This is a genomic window from Nitrospira japonica, assembly GCF_900169565.1.
In the GTDB taxonomy this organism is placed as follows: domain Bacteria; phylum Nitrospirota; class Nitrospiria; order Nitrospirales; family Nitrospiraceae; genus Nitrospira_C; species Nitrospira_C japonica_A.
Window position 1 is genome coordinate 954,774 of the sequence record NZ_LT828648.1, and the last position, 19,636, is coordinate 974,409.

Sequence of the window (19,636 nt, forward strand, 5' to 3'; positions counted from 1 at the left end):
CGGTCGACCGGCGGACGTCGTATCCCCCTGAAAGGAAAAGATGAACACCATCGGCATGCCGTGCCACACGCCCGGATCGGGCACATGAACCCACATCCCCTCATTTCCATCTTGGTCGGCGGCTTCGTGGTCGCGTTCGTGTTCGGCGCCATTGCAAACCGCCTGCGCATCGCTCCGATCGTCGGATACTTGCTGGCCGGCATCGTGATCGGCCCGTTCACACCCGGATTCGTGGCGGACGGGTCGCTGGCGCCGGAACTGGCCGAAGTCGGCGTGATTCTCCTGATGTTCGGCGTGGGCCTTCATTTCTCAATCAGCGACCTGTTGTCCGTGCGCAAGATCGCGATTCCCGGCGCCATCGCGCAGATCATCATCGCCACTGCGCTCGGATGGGCGTTGGGGTACGCGATCGGATGGTCTGTCGGCACCGGTCTGATGTTCGGCCTGGCGCTGTCCACGGCCAGCACGGTCGTCTTACTTCGAGCCCTGGAAGATCGGCGCTTGATCGACACGTCCGAAGGCCGTATCGCGGTCGGGTGGCTGATCGTCGAAGACATCGCCATGGTCGTGGCACTGGTGATCGTGCCCGCACTGTCGGGTGCGCTGAAGGACTCGTCGGGGACCTCGGCGCAGCTCGGTCCCCTCCTCTTCACGCTGGCGGTGACGATCGGCAAAGTGGTGCTCTTCGTCGCCCTGATGCTGGTCATCGGCAAGCGGCTGATTCCCTGGGCCTTGGAGCAGGTGTCGAAGACCGGATCGCGAGAATTGTTCACCCTGGCCGTGCTGGCCATCGCGCTGGGGGCGGCATTCGGATCGGCCGTCCTCTTCGGCGTCTCATTCGCACTGGGCGCGTTCTTCGCCGGACTGATCCTGAACGAATCCGAGCTCAGCCACAAGGCGGCCGCCGAAACGCTCCCGTTGCGGGACGCCTTCGCGGTGCTGTTCTTTGTGGCGGTGGGCATGCTGTTCAATCCGAGCGTCCTGATCCGTCAGCCCTGGGCGGTCGCAGGGACACTGTTGATCATTCTTGTGGGAAAGTCGCTTGCCGCCTGGGTCATCGTGCTGCTGTTCGGACATCAGCAGCGTGTGGCCCTGATCATTTCGGCCAGCCTGGCTCAAATCGGCGAATTTGCCTTCATGCTGGCGGAACTTGGCGTCAAATCAGGTCTGTTACCGCACGAAGGCCGGGATCTCATCCTGGCGGGGGCGATCTTCTCCATCGTTATGAATCCCGTGTGGTTCATGATGGTGGACTGGCTTCAGCCGCGCGGTCGGCGGGCCGGGCATATGGCCCTTCCGGTGGTGTCGGCCGAAGATCATGTGATTTTGGTCGGACACGGCCGGGTCGGCAAACTGGTGAATCAGGCGATGAGGGACGGAAACCAGTCGGTGGTGGTCATCGAGAATAACGCCGAACTCGTCAACGCGCTGCGCGGACAAGGCGAACGGGCGATTCTCGGCAATGCGGAGGCCCCCGGAATACTGGAGGCCGCCCGGATCGACCGGGCTCGGATGCTGATCAGCGCGATTCCCAACGTGTTCGAGGCGGGCCAGGTCATCCTGCGCGCCCGGGCCCTCAATCCGTCCATTGAGGTGGCGGCTCGGGCGCATTCCGACGCGGAAGTGGAGCACCTGCGGCTCCGAGGCGCCGAAGTCGTCATCATGGGCGAGGAAGAAATCGCGCGGCGCATGATCGAGTACGTGGTCGAACGGCGATAAGCGCTCCCGCCCGGACGCGTCCGGAGTCCAACTGTCGGGCAAACCTCTGGTGATCCGGAGGGGATTTCCGTGTACGATGGGATTTGATCAATTCATGGTGCGGCCGCCTCATCGTCGGCCGAAAGGAGGGATCATGCGCAAATGGGAAGCGCCTGCCTTCTCGGAAATCAGGATGGACGCCGAGATCAACGGCTACCAAGAAGATCGTGACGACATCCCCGACCTCGGCCAAGAGCCGCACGCGCCGGGCATCGCGGCTGCGCAACAGGAACGCCCAGCGGCGGCGACGTGATCCTGAGGATTCTGGGCTCCGCGGCCGGCGGCGGCTTTCCGCAGTGGAATTGCGCCTGCACCAATTGCAGCGGCCTGCGGCAGGGCTTGATCGTTGCCAGCCCCCGGACGCAGGAATCGAGTTGTCTGAGCGTGGACGGGCGCGCCTGGTTCCTGATCAATGCATCGCCCGACATCCGGGTACAGATCGAAAGCTTCGGCCCTTTGCATCCGGCCATTGGGCGGGCGACGCCGATCGAAGCCATCTTTCTGACAAACGGAGATCTGGATCACTGCCTGGGATTGCTCTCGCTGCGAGAGAGTCAGCCGGTGGTCATCTATGCCACGGACACGGTCCGACGCGGATTCACGGAGGGCAATGTGCTGTACCGCACGTTGGAACGGTTTCCCGGTCAGGTCACCTGGCGAAGGCTTGTGCTCGGAGAAGAGGACGCCGTCCGGCATGCCAACGGGGTTCCGTCCGGCTTGGCGGTCACGGCATTCGCCGTGCCGGGAAAGCCGCCGGTCCATTTGGACGGGATGGTCGATAGGGAACAGCCCGAACTCAACGTGGGACTTCGATTCCGCAACGTGGAGAATGGACGAGTGCTGGCCTATGTGTCGTCCGTCGGGCGTATCACCGAGGCAGTACTCGAGGGGTTGGCCGGAGCCGAAGGTATCCTGTTCGACGGAACGTTCTGGTCGAGCGATGAACTGTCGGGACCAGGTTTTCTTCGAAAGTCGGCCGAGGAGTTGGCCCATTGTCCGATCGGAGGGATGGACGGCAGCCTGGCGCGCCTGACTGGTCTTCCTGCCCGGCACCGGATCTTCATTCACATGAACAACACGAATCCGATCCTGCGCGAGGACGCCCGCGAGCGGACCATGGTTGAGGCCTCGGGATGGCAGGTCGGGCGCGACGGAATGGAAATCCACGTATGAACCGGCGGTCAGACGCGCGACCCCTCTCGAACGAGGCGTTTCTTGCCAAGCTGCGCCGGGAGGGTGCCGCGCGCTACCATGATCGGCATCCGTTTCACCTCCGCATGCACCAAGGGAAATTGACCAAGCGGCAGCTCCAGCAATGGGTGCTGAACCGGTATTACTATCAAACGCGTATACCCATCAAGGATGCCTTGATTCTCTCGAAGTCGGAGGATCCGGCGTTCCGACGGGTCTGGATCCGGCGCGTCCGGGATCAAGACGGTGATGACGCCGCAACGGGGGGGCTCGACTCCTGGCTGATCCTTGCGCGTGGCGTGGGTCTCGACCCAGACGAGGTACGCAGCCTGCGGTCGGTGCTGCCGGGGGTTCGGTTGGCTTGCGACGGGTACGTACAGTTCGTGCGGGAGGCATCGCTGCTCGAAGCGGTCGCCTCCTCGCTGACCGAGCTGTTTGCGCCAACCCTTATGAGCAGGCGGTTGGACGCCTGGGGGCGTCATTATCCCTGGGTCGGTTCCGGGGCGCTGACCTATTTCCGGATGCGCGTGTCGCGCGCCGATCTCGATGCGCGGCACGCGGTGTCCTTCGTCATGCGGGAGGCGACCACGCGCGAGCGTCAAACGGCTTGCATCGAGGCCTTGATCAAGAAGGCGGCGATTCTGTGGCATCTGCTCGATTGCATCCAGGCCGACTGCGTCAGACCGTCGGCGAATGGAAGGAATGCCCATGCCCGATTCCCTCGTCAGGCCTCGGCTTAATCCGAAGGTCCGGCTTCGGCTGGACCGGCATACAGGCCGGTACTTGCTGCTGTACCCTGAAGCCGGATTGGACCTCAATGACACGGGGTCCGGCATCCTGCGCCGGTGCACGGGCGAATACACAACCGAGGACATCATCAGCGAGCTGGCCGCCGTTCACGCCGGGACGTCTCGCTCCGAGATCGCACGCGACGTGCGGGCCTTCGTCAGAACGCTCGCAGACCGTGGATTGATTCAGGACGCCGCATGACGTCGCCCTATCGCCCGTACACGCTGATTGCCGAACTCACCCACCGCTGTCCCCTGCGTTGCCCCTATTGCTCGAATCCCGTGGAATCGCCCGGGCCGGGAATCGAACTCGACACGGAAACTTGGCTGCGGGTGTTTGACGAAGCGGACGCGCTCGGTGTGGTTCACGTCAATCTCACGGGCGGCGAGCCGTTGTTGCGGGAGGATCTCGAGCGGCTCGTCGAGCGGGCGGCGGAGCGGGACGTGTATACCAACTTGATCACGAGCGGGATTCCCTTGACCGTCGAACGGCTGCGCCGGTTGAAGGCGGGCGGATTGAACAGTGTCCAGGTCTCGGTGCAGGGCGCCAGACAGCCGGGGGCTGACGTCATCGCCGGCGGGTCTTTCTTCAACCGGAAACTGGAAGTGATGCGATGGGTCAAGGCGGTCGGATTGCCGCTGACCATGAACGTGGTGCTTCATCGGGAAAATCTGGACGAGATTGAGGACGTGATTCGGCTGGCCGAGCGGATGGAGGCGGACCGTCTTGAATTGGCGAACACGCAATATCTCGGCTGGGCCCTGCACAACCGGACCGCGCTCCTCCCGACTCGCGAGCAGATCGAACGGGCGAGAGCCGTCGCGACCGAAGCCAAACGGCGGCTCCGTGGCACGATGGATGTCTGCTTCGTCCTCCCGGACTATTATGCGGACCGGCCCAAAGCTTGTATGGACGGCTGGGGCCGTCGCTATCTCGTCGTGAACCCGGAAGGGCTGGTCTTGCCCTGTCATTTGGCTCATACGCTTCCGGGTCTCAGCTTCGACAATGTCCGGCAGCGGTCGCTGACCGAGATTTGGGATGCATCCGCCGGATTCAACCGATTTCGCGGGGAGGAATGGCTCCCGGATCCTTGCCGGTCCTGTCCGAGCCGCAGCGAGGATTTCGGAGGCTGCCGATGCCAGGCCTATCATGTGACAGGAAAAGCGGACGCCGCCGATCCGGCCTGTGCATTGGCGCCGGATCATCGGCTGATCGAAGCTGCGAGGACCGGCGCCGTCCAGTCCGGGACGCCGGTGGTCTTCGCGTATCGTGAACTGCGGCGATCAGTCCATACCTGAGATGCCCGAGGCGGCACCGTTCCGTCTCTGCCGATGGAGGTTGCCTATGCAAAAGGATCGGGACAGGAGGAGATATCGGGACATGGCAACGGTCCGAGTGACCGCCGGCTCACGGCGGCGGTCCGGCTGGTGGATGCTCTGGTTGTTCCTACTCATGACTCCAGCCGAGGCCGCATCCCTTCCGCTGGACCACATCACGCTGCCACCGGGTTTTACGATCTCCATTTATGCAGACGATGTGCCGAATGCCAGGGGCATGGCCCTAGGACGGAACGGCGTCCTCTTCGTGGGCAGCAAAGAGAAAGGGAACGTCTATGCGGTCGTGGACAAGGACGGGGATCAGCGGGCCGATCAGGTGTTCACGATCGCCGGCGGCCTTCAGATGCCCGTGGGTGTCGCCTATCGAAACGGCGCGCTCTACGTGTCGTCCGTCGATCGTATCCTGAGATTCGACGGCATCGAGGAACGGCTGGCAAATCCACCGCCGCCGGTGACGGTCACGGACCGCTTTCCACACGACAAGCAGCACGGGTGGAAGTTCATCGCCTTCGGACCGGATGGGAAACTCTACGTACCGGTCGGCGCGCCCTGCAACATCTGCGAGCCGGACCCGGACCGGTACGCGCTCATCGCGCGCATCGACGCCGACGGCGGCGGCCATGAAGTCGTCGCCCGCGGCGTCAGAAATTCGGTTGGCTTCGATTGGGACCCGGCCACCCGTGAATTGTGGTTTACGGACAACGGCCGCGACTGGCTCGGCGACGATCAACCGCCGGACGAACTCAATCACGCGCCGAAGGCCGGCATGCATTTCGGCTATCCCTATTGTCATGGGGGCACCATTGCCGATCCCGAGTTCGGGAAACGCCCCTGCCGAGAATTCACGCCGCCCGCCGCGACACTCGGGCCCCACGTGGCTTCTCTCGGCATGCGTTTTTATACCGGCGCGATGTTCCCGTCCGAATACCGGCGCCGGATTATCATTGCGGAGCACGGCTCGTGGAATCGGACTGAAAAAAACGGCTATCGGCTCACGGTCGTCTCCCGGGACGACAACGGCACGCTCTCCTATTCCGTGTTTGCGCAAGGATGGTTGCGCGGCCAGCAGGCCTGGGGGCGTCCGGCCGATGTCCTGGTCATGCCCGACGGCGCGCTCCTGGTGTCGGACGACCTGGCGGGCGTCATCTACCGTATCAGCTATCACGAACCGTAATCCGCCCGCCGAAGGTCGGGCGAAATCTGTTCACTATCCAAAGGAGGAGAAAATGAAACGAAGCGCATCGGCCGTCTGGCAGGGAGATCTGAAGGCCGGCAAAGGAACTGTTTCCACCGAGAGCGGAGTCCTGTCACAGGCCCAATATTCGTTCGGGACCAGATTCGAGAGCGGCAAGGGCACGAATCCGGAAGAACTCATCGCGGCGGCGCACGCCGGCTGTTTTACCATGGCGCTGTCGGCCCAGTTGGGCAACGCGGGATTCGCGCCGGAGAAACTCGAAACGACCGCCACGGTCCACTTCGAGAAGCTGGACGCGGGGTGGACGGTCACCAAGATCCACTTGGACGTCAAGGGCACGGTGCCGAAGGCCGACGCGGCCGCATGGGAAAAGGCGGCGACGGCGGCCAAGACCGGCTGCCCGATCTCACGCCTGCTGAACACGACCATCACGATGGACGCAAAGCTCGGAGCGTGAATTCTTGTCCGGACTTGAGTCGGAGGGGATTTCTCCGGGACGGTCCACGACCTCGTGACGGACGATCTCGTCGTAATGGAGGACGAGGGCCTCGATCGAGTGCAATCGTAAAGGAGCAGCGATGGAGATGAGTCGGGGAGTAAAGACAGTTGGTCAGGGTCGTGCAATCGGACCGTTCGGCGGGTTCACACGAATGATCATGACCCTCCTGCTCGCGGGTCTGCTGGGGCAGAGCGTGGCCGCTTTGGGCCAGGAAAGCCGTCCGGAAAACGAGATCACCAGCCTGGGCGAGGGCTCGTATCTATTTCGCCATCAGTTCCATCAGGCGATTTTCATCACCACTCCCAAAGGTGTCATCGTCACGGATCCCATCAGCGCGGAGGCGGCGACCTGGCTGAAGAAAGAGATCAAACACTATTCCGACCAGCCGATTCGCTACGTCGTCTACAGCCATCACCATGATGATCACATCACGGGCGGCAGTCTGTTCGCCGATACGGCGGTATTCGTCAGTCAGGCGGGGGCCAGAGCGAAGATCCGTGAAGCGGCGGATCCTCTCACGCCCCTGCCCGACCTTACCTTCACGGATCGCATGTCCATCGACCTCGGCGGCAAGCACGTCGAGCTGATCTATGTCGGAAAAAATCATTCGGACAATAGCCTGGTCGTCCTGCTGCCGGAGCAACGGCTGCTCTTCGCCGTCGATTTCATCCCGGTCGAGACGGTCGCGTACCGCACGATGAAGAGCGACTACCCGGACGACTGGATCGAATCGCTCAAGCGCGTCGAGCAATTGGATTTCGATCGGCTGGTGCCGGGTCACGGCAAGATCGGGAACAAGGAACACGTACGGATGTTCCGAGGCTATCTGGAGGATCTCCGGGCGGCGGTGCAGGAACAGGTGCAGAAAGGGGCGAGCCTCGAGGAGACGAAGAAGGCCGTTCAGCTTCCCAAATACGAACGATGGCAGCGCTACGGCGACTGGTTTCCCGAAAATGTGGAAGGAATGTACCGGTATCTGACCCAGCGACGCGAAACGCGGTAACGGAAAGGCTTCGAAGGACCCCGGTAAGGAGTGCACCATGCCGCCTGGCAAGATCGTCGTGCTTTTCGATGTGGACAACACGTTGCTCGACAATGACGGAGTGACGGAGGACCTGCGCCGGTATCTGGAGCAGGAAGTCGGAGCGGAGCCACAAAAGCGGTATTGGGTGCTGTTCGAAGAGTTGCGGCAAGAGCTGGGCTATGCCGATTATCTGGGGGCGCTCCAACGATACCGAATCGAACACCCGCGCGACCCGCATCTGTTGGCAGTATCCCATTTCTTGATCCAGTACCCGTTCGCCGACCGCCTGTACCCCGGCGCGCTCGACGTGATCGCACAGGCCAAACGAGCGGGCACGGCCGTGATCCTGTCCGACGGGGACGTCGTGTTCCAACCGAGAAAGGTGGAGCGGTCCGGACTACATCACGCCGTCGACGGGAACGTCCTGATCTACATTCACAAGGAACGGGAACTCGAAGACGTGGAACGGCGGTTTCCGGCCGATCGTTACGTGCTCATCGACGACAAGGTTCGGATCCTGTCGGCGGTGAAACGTGTGTGGGGTTCCCGCGTGACGACGGTGTTTCCCCGGCAGGGTCACTATGCGCTGGATTTGCAGGATGTCGCCCAGTTTCCGGTCCCGGATGTGACCGTGAGTGCGATCGGCGATCTGCTGGTTGGAGACCGCTTCGCCCGGGTCCTCAGCGGCGCCGGGCCCTGAGCCGAACCTCTTGGTCTCGCCAAGTCGCCGGTTGTAGCTAGAAGGCCGTCTGTCATATAACTAGCAGGGCCAATGAGATGGGCCGGTCCGTCATGCGGGAGCGCGTTCGTCCACCAATTCAGGAGGAGGCATATCGTGAAGGGTTTAAGTCGTGAGAGCCGAAAACTGACCGTGAAATCCAGGAGAGGGGGCGCGAGCGCGAGCCGCAATCTGATCCTGCTGGGATCCCTCGTCATGAGCGTGTTTCTGGCGCCGTACGGATTTGCAGACGAAGGCCACAGTCAGGGTGCGGCCACTCACTTGAAGGTCAGCGGCGTCGTCGCCAAGGTTCAGGCGACCCACGTGGTCATCAAGACGCCGTGGGGACAGATGAAGATCGCCTCCCAAGTGCTCCCCAAGGGCCTCGAAGTGGGAGAAGAAGTCGACATGTGGGTGAATGAAAACAACGCCGTGATCGACGTGCACCGCAAGGGTGATCCGTCCCACTCGCATAAGTTCGTCACAGGCAGTCTCGCGTATACTTCCACGGACAAGACGGAAATCAAGCTGCAGACCCCCGAAGGGGAAAAGACCTTCGACGTGCAGACTGGCAAATCGAAGCTCTCCTCCATCGCGGAAGGCAGTCCGGTCACCGTCGAAGTCAACGAAGAAGGCAAGGTCATCGACGTGCATCGGTTCGACGTGGAGATGACCTTCAACAAGCAGCCGCGCACCAAGGCCGGGTATCACATTACCGCGCACGGCGTCGTGGAGAAGATTCAATCAGGGGTCGTGGCCGTCAAGACTCCGTCCGCGATGTATCGACTGAATCAGAAATCGATGCCGTCCGGCATCAAGGTCGGCGACGAGATCACCCTGTGGGTGAACGAAGAGAATATGGTCATCGATCACCATATGAAGGGTCATACCCAAGCGCATAGACTGATCTCAGGGAAGCTGATCTATGTCGGTAAGAGTAAGAAGGAGATCAAGCTCTGGACGCCGGAGGGCGAAAAGGTGTTCCCGCTGGATCGATTGGAAGTTAAAGCCAAGCCGATCAAAGAAGGGACGCCGGTGACCGTGGAACTGAACGAGCAGGGTGTGGTTATCAACCTCTGGAAGTCCTAATTCCGGTTCCTGCAATGCTTCCGGGATGATGCGGGATCGCGTCTCCCGGAAGCCCCTCCCCGCTCTCATATCCCTCTGGGTGAGCCAGGAACCCCGGCCGTCTGCGGTACTTGAGCCCGTCTCGGACGATGGGCCATACTGGGGGCCATGGAAGAAGCCGGCTCCCCTTGCGAAACCCTCTCGGAGCGATACCAGGCCCTCTTGGAAGTCTCTGAAGCGATCTCACAACACCGGGATCTTCACGATCTTGCGCGTGATCTGGCCCGACGACTCCCCCGCGTCATTCATGTGAATTTCGTCGCGCTCTCCCTGCACGATCCTGAGGGCAAGACGATGCGCTTGCATACCATCCAGGCCAATGTGCCCGCCGATCTGATCGGCGGCCATGTAGAACCGGTCGACGAGACGCCCACCGGCCTGGTCTGGCAGACTCAGGAACCGGTGCTCGTGCCGGACCTTGCCCAGGAAACACGATGGCCGGACGTCGTCGGACGGATGAAGGAGGACGGCACGAAGTCGTTTTGCGTCGTCCCGCTGACTACTGCGGTCCGGCGGTTGGGCGCCATGGGATTTGCCAGCTTGCGCACGGGCGCATACGGCGAAGCGGACCTGGAGTTTCTCCTCCAGGTGGGCAAGCAGGTGGCCGTGGCCGTCGATAACGTCCTGCATCATCAGGATCTGGCGCTCGAGCGCGACCGCTTGAGGTCGCTGCTGGAGGTATCCGAATCCATCGCCTCCCATCGTGATCTCGAGGAGCTGTTCCGGGATCTGGCGAGGAATCTCCCGCAGGTGGTCCCGTTCGATTACATCAACGCGGTCCTGCACGATGCGGGACGCAACGTCATGCGACTGTGGTTGTTGGTGACGGCGCAGCCCAGTACGATCAGGCCGGGCCTGGAACTCCCGATCGACGAGTCCCCGGGTGGATTGGTCTGGAAGACCCAGCAATCGTTGATCGTCAACGATATCGCGCAGGAACGGCGTTTTCCCAAGTTGATGGAGCTGCTCAGGGAGAATGGCGTGCAATCCTTCTGCGCGGTCCCGCTCACGACGGCGCAGCGCCGGCTGGGCGCCATGGGGTTCGGCAGCATGCGTCCGAGGGCCTACAGCGAGCACGAGCTGGGGTTCATGCGGCAGGTGGCCAAGCAGGTGGCGGTGGCGGTGGACAACGCACTCAACTCTGAAACCGCGCTGGCCTACCAGCGGCAATTGGCTCGCGAACGGGACCGGCAGCGGTTACTGCTCGAAGTGAACAATGCCATAGTGGCCCACTTGGAGCTCCGGGAACTGCTGCAAGCGATTTCAGCCTGCCTGAGCCGCGTGATGCCACACGATCTGGCCGGGTTCGCCCTCTACGATTCCTCGACCGGACAGCTGGTGGCACACGCCCTCGACTTTCCCCGCAATCAGGACTTCGTGGAGAAAGGGGTTTCCATTCCTCTGGAGGGAACTCCGGAGGGCCGGGCCGTGACGACCCGCCGTACGGTGCTCATTCGGAACCTGGATCCGGCGGAATTTCCGGCCGAAGTTGTCAAAAGGGCGGTGGCCGAGGGATTGAAATCCGGCTGCGCCGTCCCGCTGGTGTCTCATGGGCATGTGCTGGGAACATTGAGCGTCGGCAGCCTTCGCCACGAGGCGTTTACGCAGGACGATGCCGAACTGCTCGGACAGATCGGCGCACAGGCCGCGATTGCCGTCGAGAACGGTCTGGCCTATCGGGAGATCGCGGATCTGAAAGACCGCTTGAGCAAGGAGAAACTCTATCTCGAGGACGAGATCCGGACCGAATACAATTTCGAGGAGATCGTCGGCGACAGCACCGCCTTGCAAAAGGTCCTCAAACAGGTGGAAATCGTGGCGCCGACGGATTCGACCGTGCTGATTTTGGGCGAGACCGGTACGGGCAAGGAATTGCTGGCTCGCGCCATTCACAACCTCAGCGGGCGACGGGAACGAACGTTCGTCAAGATGAACTGCGCGGCGATTCCCACGGGATTGCTCGAAAGCGAGTTGTTCGGGCACGAGAAAGGGGCGTTCACCGGAGCGATTGCCACCAAGATCGGACGCTTCGAGCTGGCGGATCAGGGAACCGTCTTTCTCGACGAGGTCGGAGAGATTCCGCTGGAGCTTCAAGTGAAGTTGTTGCGCGTACTCCAGGAGCAGGAATTCGAACGGCTGGGGAGCACCCGCACCGTTCGCGTCAATGTCCGGGTGATCGCCGCCACGAATCGTGACCTGGTCAGGCTGGTGGACGAGAAGGGGTTTCGCAGCGATCTTTATTACCGGTTGAATGTGTTTCCGATTACCGTGCCGCCGTTGCGCGAGCGGTCAGAGGACATTCCCGCATTGACCAGACACTTTGCCCAGAAATTCGTCCAGCGGATGAAGAAGCGTATCGAGACGATTCCCTCCGATGCCATGAAGGCGCTGCAGGCCTATCCCTGGCCCGGTAACGTGCGCGAACTGGAAAATTTCATCGAGCGGGCGGTGATTCTGACGCACGGTCCCGACTTGGTTGTGCCGATTGGAGAACTGAAGCGCTCGCCCGCGGCGGTCAATCACTCCGCTCCGACGACCCTCGAAGAAGCCGAACGGGAGCACATCCTGAAAGCGCTCCGGGATGCCCGCTGGACGATCGGAGGGCCAACGGGCGCCGCTGCGAAGCTCGGAATGAAGCGGACGACCCTCCAGTCCAAGATGCAGAAACTCGGCATCGCCAGGCCTGCCTAAGCACAGGTTTCTCTCTCAGTCGCCCCATATCCGCCTCTGCCGAATCTTCGGCAGGTGCCGACATCTCGGCGGCGTCACATCAAGAACCGGATTCTTCCTCTCGCAAATTCACAGTGGATTTCCGCCCGATCCCTTCATGGTTTCCAGCGGTTGAATCTGCCCCGTCGGTGGTCCGCTTCTCTGGAATGGTCATTGCCATGCCGGACGATGGCGGCCGATTCGATCGCAATTGACGCATACGGGAGATCACCATGAATGAGATCGTCGGATTCTTGATGGAACACGGAGCGCTCGTCGTGTTTGCCACCGTCCTGGCGGAACAAATCGGTCTACCGGTGCCCGCCGTGCCGTTTTTGGTCGCGGCCGGTGCCCTAGCGGCTGCCGGCCATCTGAATCTGGCCGTCGCCGCCGGCGCGGCGGTGCTGGCGTCGCTCGCAGGCGATCAGGTGTGGTTCGAGTTGGGCCGCCGCCGCGGTCGTCAGGTATTGGGCTGGCTCTGCCGGATCGCGATCGAACCGGATTCATGCATCCGCCGAACCGAAGACTTTTTCAGCCGGCACGGTGCTCGATCTCTGATCGTGGCGAAATTCATTCCGGGATTGAGCACGATCGCCCCTCCCCTTGCCGGTATCGTAGGGCTACGCTTGTCCCAGTTCCTGCTGTTCAACGGTGTCGGCACGATTCTCTGGGTGGGATCCGGACTGGGTCTGGGCTATCTGTTTGCCGACCAACTTGAACGGGTGTTGGCCCTCAGCGCCAGTGTTGGGCCCACCATCGGTATGCTCGCAGTGGGGGCAGCGGCCGGCTATGTCGCCTGGAGAGTCCTCAGCCGATACCGCGGCGACGATCCGGTTCCTCACGTCACGCCCCGGGTGGTGCGGGAAAAACTTCGGGCTGGCGAGCGGCCGGTCATCGTGGATTTGCGGCCGCTCGGCGCGCGTCGAGAGAAGGCGGGGATCCCCGGAGCCCTGCCGATGTCGGCCGACGAGATCGTCGCCGGACAGCGCGACCTGCCTCGCGATCGAGACGTGATTCTGTATTGTGATTGCCCGGGCGATGCGGGAAGCATCGCGATCGCGCGGGTCCTCCGTTCGAAGGGTCATGCCAGGGTATGGCCGCTTGCGGGGGGTATCGAGGCCTGGCGTGCCATGGACGTCGAGGAACGCGAGACCGAACGTGCGTCGGCCAGTCACCCCATGGTGGCGTGAGGACGACGCGCTCACCACTACGATGTAGAGAGGGGGCAGGACGAAATGGAACTGAAAATTCCGAGCCGCGAACAGGCGTACTGGGGATTGCGGGCCATGAAGACGGTCGCCATGGCGGACGGCGCGCTCGATGATGCAGAGGTGCATTTGATGACCGCGGTCCAGCGAGTGTTCGGAACCGATCATCCCCTGGAGCAGTTGGAACCGATTACGCCGGCCGAATTGGCCGCGGCATTGCCTGATCGGCAGATCCGGCGCCAATTGGTGAACGGGTTCATTGTGATGTCACTGATCGACCGCGATGCCAGTAAGGCGGAAGCCGACCTCGTCAGTCAGTTCGCGCATGCGCTGGAGGTCAGTTCTCCGGAAGTGAACGATCTGCGGCACGTCGTAGAACGAGAGATGTTTCACCTCCGCCTCGACCTCGCCCGCAGGGTCTGGCTCAGAGAGAAAGTTAAAGAAATTTGGGAGACAAACGGCATCCGTGGAATCTATCGATTCATGCGAGGCATGGTCGGACGATACGAGGATGCTGCGCTCGCGGGCCGCTACAAGGCCCTTGAACAGTACCCGACGGGCTCTCTGGGCCGCGCCTATTGGGAATACTGCAGAACGAACGGGTTTGCCTTTCCCGGCGAGAAAGGCGGAGCCGCGGAACCGATTCTCTTTCACGACTGCGCACACGTCTTGTCCGGCTACGGAACCGACCCTGAAGGGGAAGTGCAAGTGGCCTGCTTCAGCGCCGGTTTTCAGCGGCGCGATCCGTTTCTCTTTGTCTTCTTCGTCCTGCTGCAGTTTCACGTCGGTGTCCGGATGACGCCGATCACCAAGGCCAGGACTGGATTTTTTGATCCGGAGAAGGCGCTGATCGCGCTGAGGCGAGGGGCGGCGATGAATGTGGATCTCAACAATGGGTGGGACCCTTGGCCAGTGCTGCGAGACCAGGTGGAGGACCTCAGACGGCGATACAATATTCCTCCTAAGGAATCATTCCAGCCGTTCCGGTAGTCCTCTGTCGCGCAAACAGACCCTCAATGAGTTCACTCATGCGACGACAATGAACTCGCTGCCTGTGCCGAAGTCTCGGCGTCTGCCGGAATATCGGCAGGCAGACAATCGTCACAGCCGAAGAGGAGTGAGGAGAGATGAGTAAGGGTTAGATAAACCAAGAGGTTACGAAGTGTGTTCGTGCACGGTTAGAGGAACGGCCCTTGCCATGAGTGAACATAGAAAAGGAAACGACCATGTTGAAAATCACCGAGCAGCGAGTCGAGGAATCTGAATCGATGTTGCTTGTCCTGGAAGGACGCTTGGTTGGTCCCTGGGTGGGAGAGGTCGATACCTGTTGGAATCGGATGGCACCCGAGCAGCAGAAGCGAACGGTGATCGACTTAAGCAGCGTCACGTTCGTCGATGGCGAAGGGAAGGCGCTGCTGACGCGAATGTGGAAGACCGGCGCAACTCTTCGGGCGACAGGATGTTTAATGCGGTGTTTGGTTGAGGAGATTACTGGAGTGGAGCAACGGAAAGCCTCCTGTAAGATGGATGAACACGTCGGGTGATCGGAAAGGAGCGGCATATGCAACATTTAGCCTTGTCGATGAGTACCCTGTCGGTGTTCCTGGCGATCGTTCTGATCCCTGCCCTGCCGAGGCTCCGGCCCGCCAGAAGATTGGCCGCATCGAAGATCAGAGCAGCGATCCGGCGAACGTAACGAACGGAGTGTATTGCCATGACATACATGAATAATCGACCGATCGGACTCATTACGGTGTTGGCGGCTGGCCTGGTCATGGCCGCGGCGTCGGGATGCAAGGAGCAGGCGGATTCGGCTCCAGCTCAACAATTGCCTCAGGTCGAGGTGATCGCGGTTTCGACCCAAACCGTCCCGGACGAGCCGGAATTCATCGGGCAGGCCGAAGCCTCCCGTCCTGTCGAGATTCGCTCGCAGGTGACGGGCATTCTCAAGGCCGTGATGTATTCGGAAGGTCGTGAGGTCAAGAAGGGAGATCGGCTCTACCAGATTGATCCCGTTCCCTTTCAAGCCGCTGCTGCCAGCGCGAAAGCCAAGATTGCGCAAGCCGAAGCCAAGGTCGTGCAGGCGAAGCAGGACCTGGCGCGGGTGAAACCGCTGCTGCTCGAGCAGGCGGTGAGCCAAAAAGACGTGGATGACGCGGTCGCGGAAGATCTTTCGGCCAAGGCGGCCCTGCAGGGCGCCAAGGCCGATCTCATCAAGGCGCAGTTCGATCTGGACAACACGCTTATCACGGCTCCGATCGACGGCATGATCGAGCGGAGTCGGTATTACGAGGGCCGTCTGGTCTCCGCTCAAACGGATTTATTGACCGTGGTTCACCGTGTCGACCCGATGTATGTGGTCGTGAGCGTGCCGGAAACGTTTTTTCTCAAGCGTTCACACGACATCGAAGCGAAAAAGATCAACCATCCAGGCGCCTACGAATTGCGCGGTGCCCTGACCTTCATGGACGGGACGGCCTACCCCTATGAGGGAGTTCTGGATCTCATGGAACCGGGCATGCGGACCGAGACCGGCTCACGCATCGAACGCATGACCTTTCAAAATCCTCAGCGAACCCTGCTGCCGGGACAGTTCGTGAAGGTGAAGTTTAAAGGGGACGCCAAGCCGAACGCCGTCCTGATACCTCAGCGGTCCGTCTTGCAAGGCCCTCAGGGACCGTTCGTGTATGTCGTGGGATCGGAGGAGCGGATCGAAATACGGCCCGTGGAAGCGTCTGTTTGGCAAGGGGATCAGTGGCTGATCGACTCCGGTCTCAAGGCCGGTGAGCGAGTCGTCGTCAACGGTCTGATGAAGATCGGGCCCGGTGCGCCGGTGAAAGCCGTGCCGATGGGAACCGTGGCCGAGCCGGATGCCGCATCAGCGCCGGCGAAGCAGGGATAACGCGTCATGATGTCGCACATCTTCATCGACCGGCCGATCATGGCGTCCGTGGTGTCCATCATCATCGTCGTGATGGGACTGCTCTCCGTCCAGTTTCTGCCGATCGCCCAATTTCCTGAGATCACGCCGCCGGTCGTCCAGATTGACGCCGATTATCCCGGTGCGAGCGCGGAAGTCGTCGCGGAGTCGGTCGCCCGCGCCATCGAAGTGCAGCTTCCCGGCATCGATAACCTCGTCTATTTCGACAGTACGAGCAGCAACGACGGGCACGTCACCATCAAGCTCACCTTCGAAATCGGAACCGATCCGGACATCGCCCAGGTCCAGACGCAGAACCGGGAAAAGCTCGCGGAACCCCAGTTGCCTCCGGAAGTCATCCGGCAGGGAGTCAGCGTCAAGAAAATGTCGCCTGATTTGGTTGGGGTCATCGCGCTGAAATCCACCGACGCCAATCACGACGCGGTGTTCCTGTCAAATTATGCGATTCTGAGATTGGTCGACAACATACGCCGCGTCAAAGGCGTGGGCGATGCGATGGTCTTCGGCCAGCAAAACTACAGCATGCGCATCATCTTGAATCCGCTGCTCATGGCCAAGCTCGGCCTGACGCCCACGGACATTGCGGTGATCGTCAGGGAACAGAATCGCGACTATCCGGCCGGCACGATCGGTCGCGAGCCGGCACTGAAGGGCACCGAGTTGACGATTCCGGTCATCACCAAGGGGCGCCTGACCGAAGTGAAGGAGTTCGAAGAATTGATCGTGCGCGCCCTTCCGGACGGCTCGCTCGTGCGATTGAAAGACGTCGCTCGCATCGAGCTGGGCGCACAGTCCTATGCTCTTGAAGGTCGCTGGAACAGCAGCCCGACCACATTCATCGTCACGTTTTTGGCTCCGGGAGCCAACGCATTGGACACCGTACGGCGTACACGGGCCGAGATGGACGAATTGGCCAAGAGTTTTCCGCCCGGCGTGTCCTACGACATTCCCTACGACACCACGCGATTCATCGAGGTGTCCATCAAGGAAGTGGTGAAGACGCTGCTGGAAGCGATGGTCCTGGTGGTGCTGGTCGTCTATCTGTTCCTCCAGAGTTGGCGTGCGACGATTATTCCCACGGTGGCGGTTCCCGTCTCGCTGATCGGCACATTTGCGGGTCTGTACGCCCTGGGCTTCTCGATCAACACCATCACACTCTTCGGAATGGTGTTGGCGATCGGTATCGTCGTCGACGACGCGATTGTCGTGGTCGAAAACGTCGAACGCCACATGCGGGAAGACAAAGTCTCGGCGAAGGAAGCGGCCAAACGCGCCATGAACGAGGTGACGGCGCCGGTTATCGCCATCGTGCTGGTGTTGGTCTCGGTCTTCGTACCGGTCGGCTTCGTCGGCGGGATCACCGGGCAGCTCTATAAGCAGTTCGCGGCGACGATCGCGATTTCAGTGACGGTTTCCGGCTTCGTCGCCCTGACGCTCAGCCCCGCCTTGTGCGCCATGGTCTTGGTCCATCAACACGGCGAGCGGGGAAAGTTCTGGATCTGGTTCGACCGGGTGTTCGGCCGGACGCAGCATGGCTATACCAGCGCTGTGGCCGGCCTGGTCGTTCGGCCTCTTCGCGTGATGCTGGTGTTCGGCCTCATCCTTCTCGTCACCTTCGGGATGTTCAGCACGCTACCGCGCAGTTTCCTGCCCGAGGAGGACCAAGGGTACTTTATCGTGGTGGCGCAGTTGCCCGACGGCGCGTCCAAGCAACGGACGGATGCGGTGCTGGAGCGAATCGAACGTTTTTTCCAGGCCAATCCTGCTGTCCATTCGACCGACGCCATGTCCGGACAGAACTTTGTGTTCGGCACCAGAGGCCCGAATTCAGCCACCATGTTCGTTCCCTTGCACTTGTGGGATCAGCGCAAAGAACCGCAGTACCATGTCCAATCGTTGATCGGCATGGCTTATGGGGAGTTTGCCAAGATTCCCGAGGCCCTGCTCCTGGCGTTCAACGCTCCGTCGCTCCGAGGCGTGGGCACCGTCGGTGGATTCTCTGCGCAACTGCAGGATCCGAGCGGCGGAGACTTCAAAAAGTTTGCCATGGTGGCCCAGCAATTCATCGAGCGGGCCAAGAAGGAGCCGGCTCTCGGCCAGGTCGGGACGAATTTCCGCGTTTCCGCACCGCGTGTCTACGCGCATGTGAACCGCGAACGGGCCAAAGCCCTGGGCGTGCCGATCTCGGACATCTTCGATACGCTACAAGCGTATTTTGGGACGTTCTACATCAATGATTTTCTGAAGTTCGGGCGTATTTATCACGTGCAGACCGAGGCGGACGCCGAATTTCGATCCAAGCCGCAGGATATTTCCAAGATCTATGTCCGTGCGCAGAACGCACAGGGGACCAACATGATCCCACTGGACACGGTCGTCACGACGGAATACCAGAGCGGTCCCGACCCGGTGAACCACTTCAATGGGTACAACACGGCGCTCGTGCTTGGTTCTGCCGCACCCGGCTACAGTTCGGGGCAGGCGCTAGAAGCGCTGGATCACGTGGCGAAGGAGGTCCTGGAACCGCAAGGGTACTCGATCGACTGGAGCAATATTTCATTTCAAGAGCGACGGGTGGGCAGCCAATCCAATCTTGTCTTCGTCATCGGCCTGCTGATGGTCTTTTTGGTGTTGGCGGCCCAGTTCGAGAGTTGGGTCGTGCCCTTCGCGGTCATTTTGGCCGTGCCGTTCGCGATTTTTGGAGCCTTGGCGGCGGTCTGGGTGCGGGGATTCTCGAACGATATCTATTTCCAGATCGGTCTCGTCACGTTGATAGGCCTCGCGGCCAAGAACGCCATTCTGATCGTGGAGTTCGCCAACACGCGGTATGAAGCCGGACGTCCGCTGATCGAGGCGGCGGTGGAGGCCGCACGCCTGCGATTCCGTCCCATCATCATGACGTCGATGGCGTTTATTTTCGGCATGGTGCCCTTGGTGTTCGCCGCCGGCGCGGGGGCCGCCAGCCGGCAGTCGATCGGCACCGGAGTCTTGGGCGGCATGCTTGCCGCTACGTTCTTGGCGATCTTTTTCGTGCCGCTGTTTTATGTGCTCATCAGGAAGTTGACCGTTCGTCGTTCGGAGGCCGCACCAGCGCATGCGCCGGCACCGGCAATGGCCTCTGCAGAGGAGGGACTCTGAC

General features: G+C 61.2%; 18 protein-coding genes. All 18 read left to right on the plus strand.

All coding sequences use genetic code 11. The annotated features are described in order from the left end of the window. Positions 1–84 precede the first annotated feature (84 nt). The 18 genes from ybaL (at position 85) to NSJP_RS04750 (ending at position 19,635) form a co-directional block, all read left to right on the plus strand. Complete coding sequence (gene ybaL / locus NSJP_RS04670) at positions 85–1,719, plus strand: YbaL family putative K(+) efflux transporter (RefSeq protein ID WP_080885767.1); 1,635 nt, start codon at positions 85–87, stop codon at positions 1,717–1,719. Between the two features lie 133 nt (positions 1,720–1,852). Beyond that, positions 1,853–2,011: a hypothetical protein gene (locus NSJP_RS04675; protein WP_155969881.1), complete on the plus strand. Its 159-nt coding sequence runs from the start codon at positions 1,853–1,855 to the stop codon at positions 2,009–2,011. Beyond that, positions 2,008–2,931 carry a pyrroloquinoline quinone biosynthesis protein PqqB gene (pqqB, locus tag NSJP_RS04680; RefSeq protein ID WP_080885769.1) on the plus strand — a complete coding sequence of 308 codons (924 nt, stop codon included), beginning with the start codon at positions 2,008–2,010 and terminating at the stop codon, positions 2,929–2,931. Before NSJP_RS04675 ends, pqqB begins: the two co-directional genes overlap by 4 nt. Then, on the plus strand, positions 2,928–3,689 hold the full coding sequence (gene pqqC / locus NSJP_RS04685) for a pyrroloquinoline-quinone synthase PqqC (RefSeq protein ID WP_080885770.1): 762 nt from the start codon (positions 2,928–2,930) through the stop codon (positions 3,687–3,689). Before pqqB ends, pqqC begins: the two co-directional genes overlap by 4 nt. After that, positions 3,658–3,939, plus strand: coding sequence for a pyrroloquinoline quinone biosynthesis peptide chaperone PqqD (pqqD, locus tag NSJP_RS04690; protein WP_172834162.1), 282 nt, complete (start codon positions 3,658–3,660; stop codon positions 3,937–3,939). The genes pqqC and pqqD overlap by 32 nt, the downstream gene beginning before the upstream one ends. Continuing rightward, a complete protein-coding gene (gene pqqE / locus NSJP_RS04695; RefSeq protein ID WP_080885772.1) occupies positions 3,936–5,036 on the plus strand; it encodes a pyrroloquinoline quinone biosynthesis protein PqqE in 1,101 nt (366 codons plus the stop codon). The genes pqqD and pqqE overlap by 4 nt, the downstream gene beginning before the upstream one ends. Before the next feature lie 82 nt (positions 5,037–5,118). After that, a complete protein-coding gene (locus NSJP_RS04700) occupies positions 5,119–6,249 on the plus strand; it encodes a PQQ-dependent sugar dehydrogenase (protein ID WP_080885773.1) in 1,131 nt (376 codons plus the stop codon). A 52-nt stretch (positions 6,250–6,301) separates the two neighbouring features. Then, positions 6,302–6,727, plus strand: coding sequence for an OsmC family protein (locus tag NSJP_RS04705; RefSeq protein WP_080885774.1), 426 nt, complete (start codon positions 6,302–6,304; stop codon positions 6,725–6,727). 127 nt (positions 6,728–6,854) lie between these two features. Next, positions 6,855–7,772: an MBL fold metallo-hydrolase gene (locus tag NSJP_RS04710; RefSeq protein ID WP_172834163.1), complete on the plus strand. Its 918-nt coding sequence runs from the start codon at positions 6,855–6,857 to the stop codon at positions 7,770–7,772. A gap of 37 nt (positions 7,773–7,809) precedes the next feature. Beyond that, positions 7,810–8,493, plus strand: coding sequence for an HAD family hydrolase (locus NSJP_RS04715; RefSeq protein ID WP_080885776.1), 684 nt, complete (start codon positions 7,810–7,812; stop codon positions 8,491–8,493). A 135-nt stretch (positions 8,494–8,628) separates the two neighbouring features. Next, positions 8,629–9,600 (plus strand): hypothetical protein, encoded by a 972-nt coding sequence (locus tag NSJP_RS04720; RefSeq protein WP_080885777.1) that lies wholly within the window; start codon positions 8,629–8,631, stop codon positions 9,598–9,600. 147 nt (positions 9,601–9,747) lie between these two features. After that, the gene (locus NSJP_RS04725; protein ID WP_080885778.1) at positions 9,748–12,330 is read left to right on the plus strand and encodes a sigma 54-interacting transcriptional regulator; all 2,583 of its coding nucleotides are present in this window, start codon (positions 9,748–9,750) and stop codon (positions 12,328–12,330) included. Positions 12,331–12,581: 251 nt separating this feature from the next. Next, complete coding sequence (locus NSJP_RS04730) at positions 12,582–13,538, plus strand: VTT domain-containing protein (RefSeq protein WP_080885779.1); 957 nt, start codon at positions 12,582–12,584, stop codon at positions 13,536–13,538. Positions 13,539–13,583: 45 nt separating this feature from the next. Continuing rightward, entirely contained in the window at positions 13,584–14,546 is a 963-nt protein-coding gene (locus tag NSJP_RS04735; RefSeq protein WP_080885780.1) for a tellurite resistance TerB family protein, read from the plus strand. 236 nt (positions 14,547–14,782) lie between these two features. Next, positions 14,783–15,100 carry a hypothetical protein gene (locus tag NSJP_RS04740; protein WP_080885781.1) on the plus strand — a complete coding sequence of 106 codons (318 nt, stop codon included), beginning with the start codon at positions 14,783–14,785 and terminating at the stop codon, positions 15,098–15,100. 17 nt (positions 15,101–15,117) lie between these two features. Further along, positions 15,118–15,252: a hypothetical protein gene (locus NSJP_RS19845; RefSeq protein WP_269457713.1), complete on the plus strand. Its 135-nt coding sequence runs from the start codon at positions 15,118–15,120 to the stop codon at positions 15,250–15,252. A gap of 18 nt (positions 15,253–15,270) precedes the next feature. After that, positions 15,271–16,458, plus strand: coding sequence for an efflux RND transporter periplasmic adaptor subunit (locus NSJP_RS04745; protein WP_231989491.1), 1,188 nt, complete (start codon positions 15,271–15,273; stop codon positions 16,456–16,458). A gap of 6 nt (positions 16,459–16,464) precedes the next feature. Continuing rightward, on the plus strand, positions 16,465–19,635 hold the full coding sequence (locus NSJP_RS04750; protein ID WP_080885782.1) for a multidrug efflux RND transporter permease subunit: 3,171 nt from the start codon (positions 16,465–16,467) through the stop codon (positions 19,633–19,635). Position 19,636 lies beyond the last annotated feature (1 nt).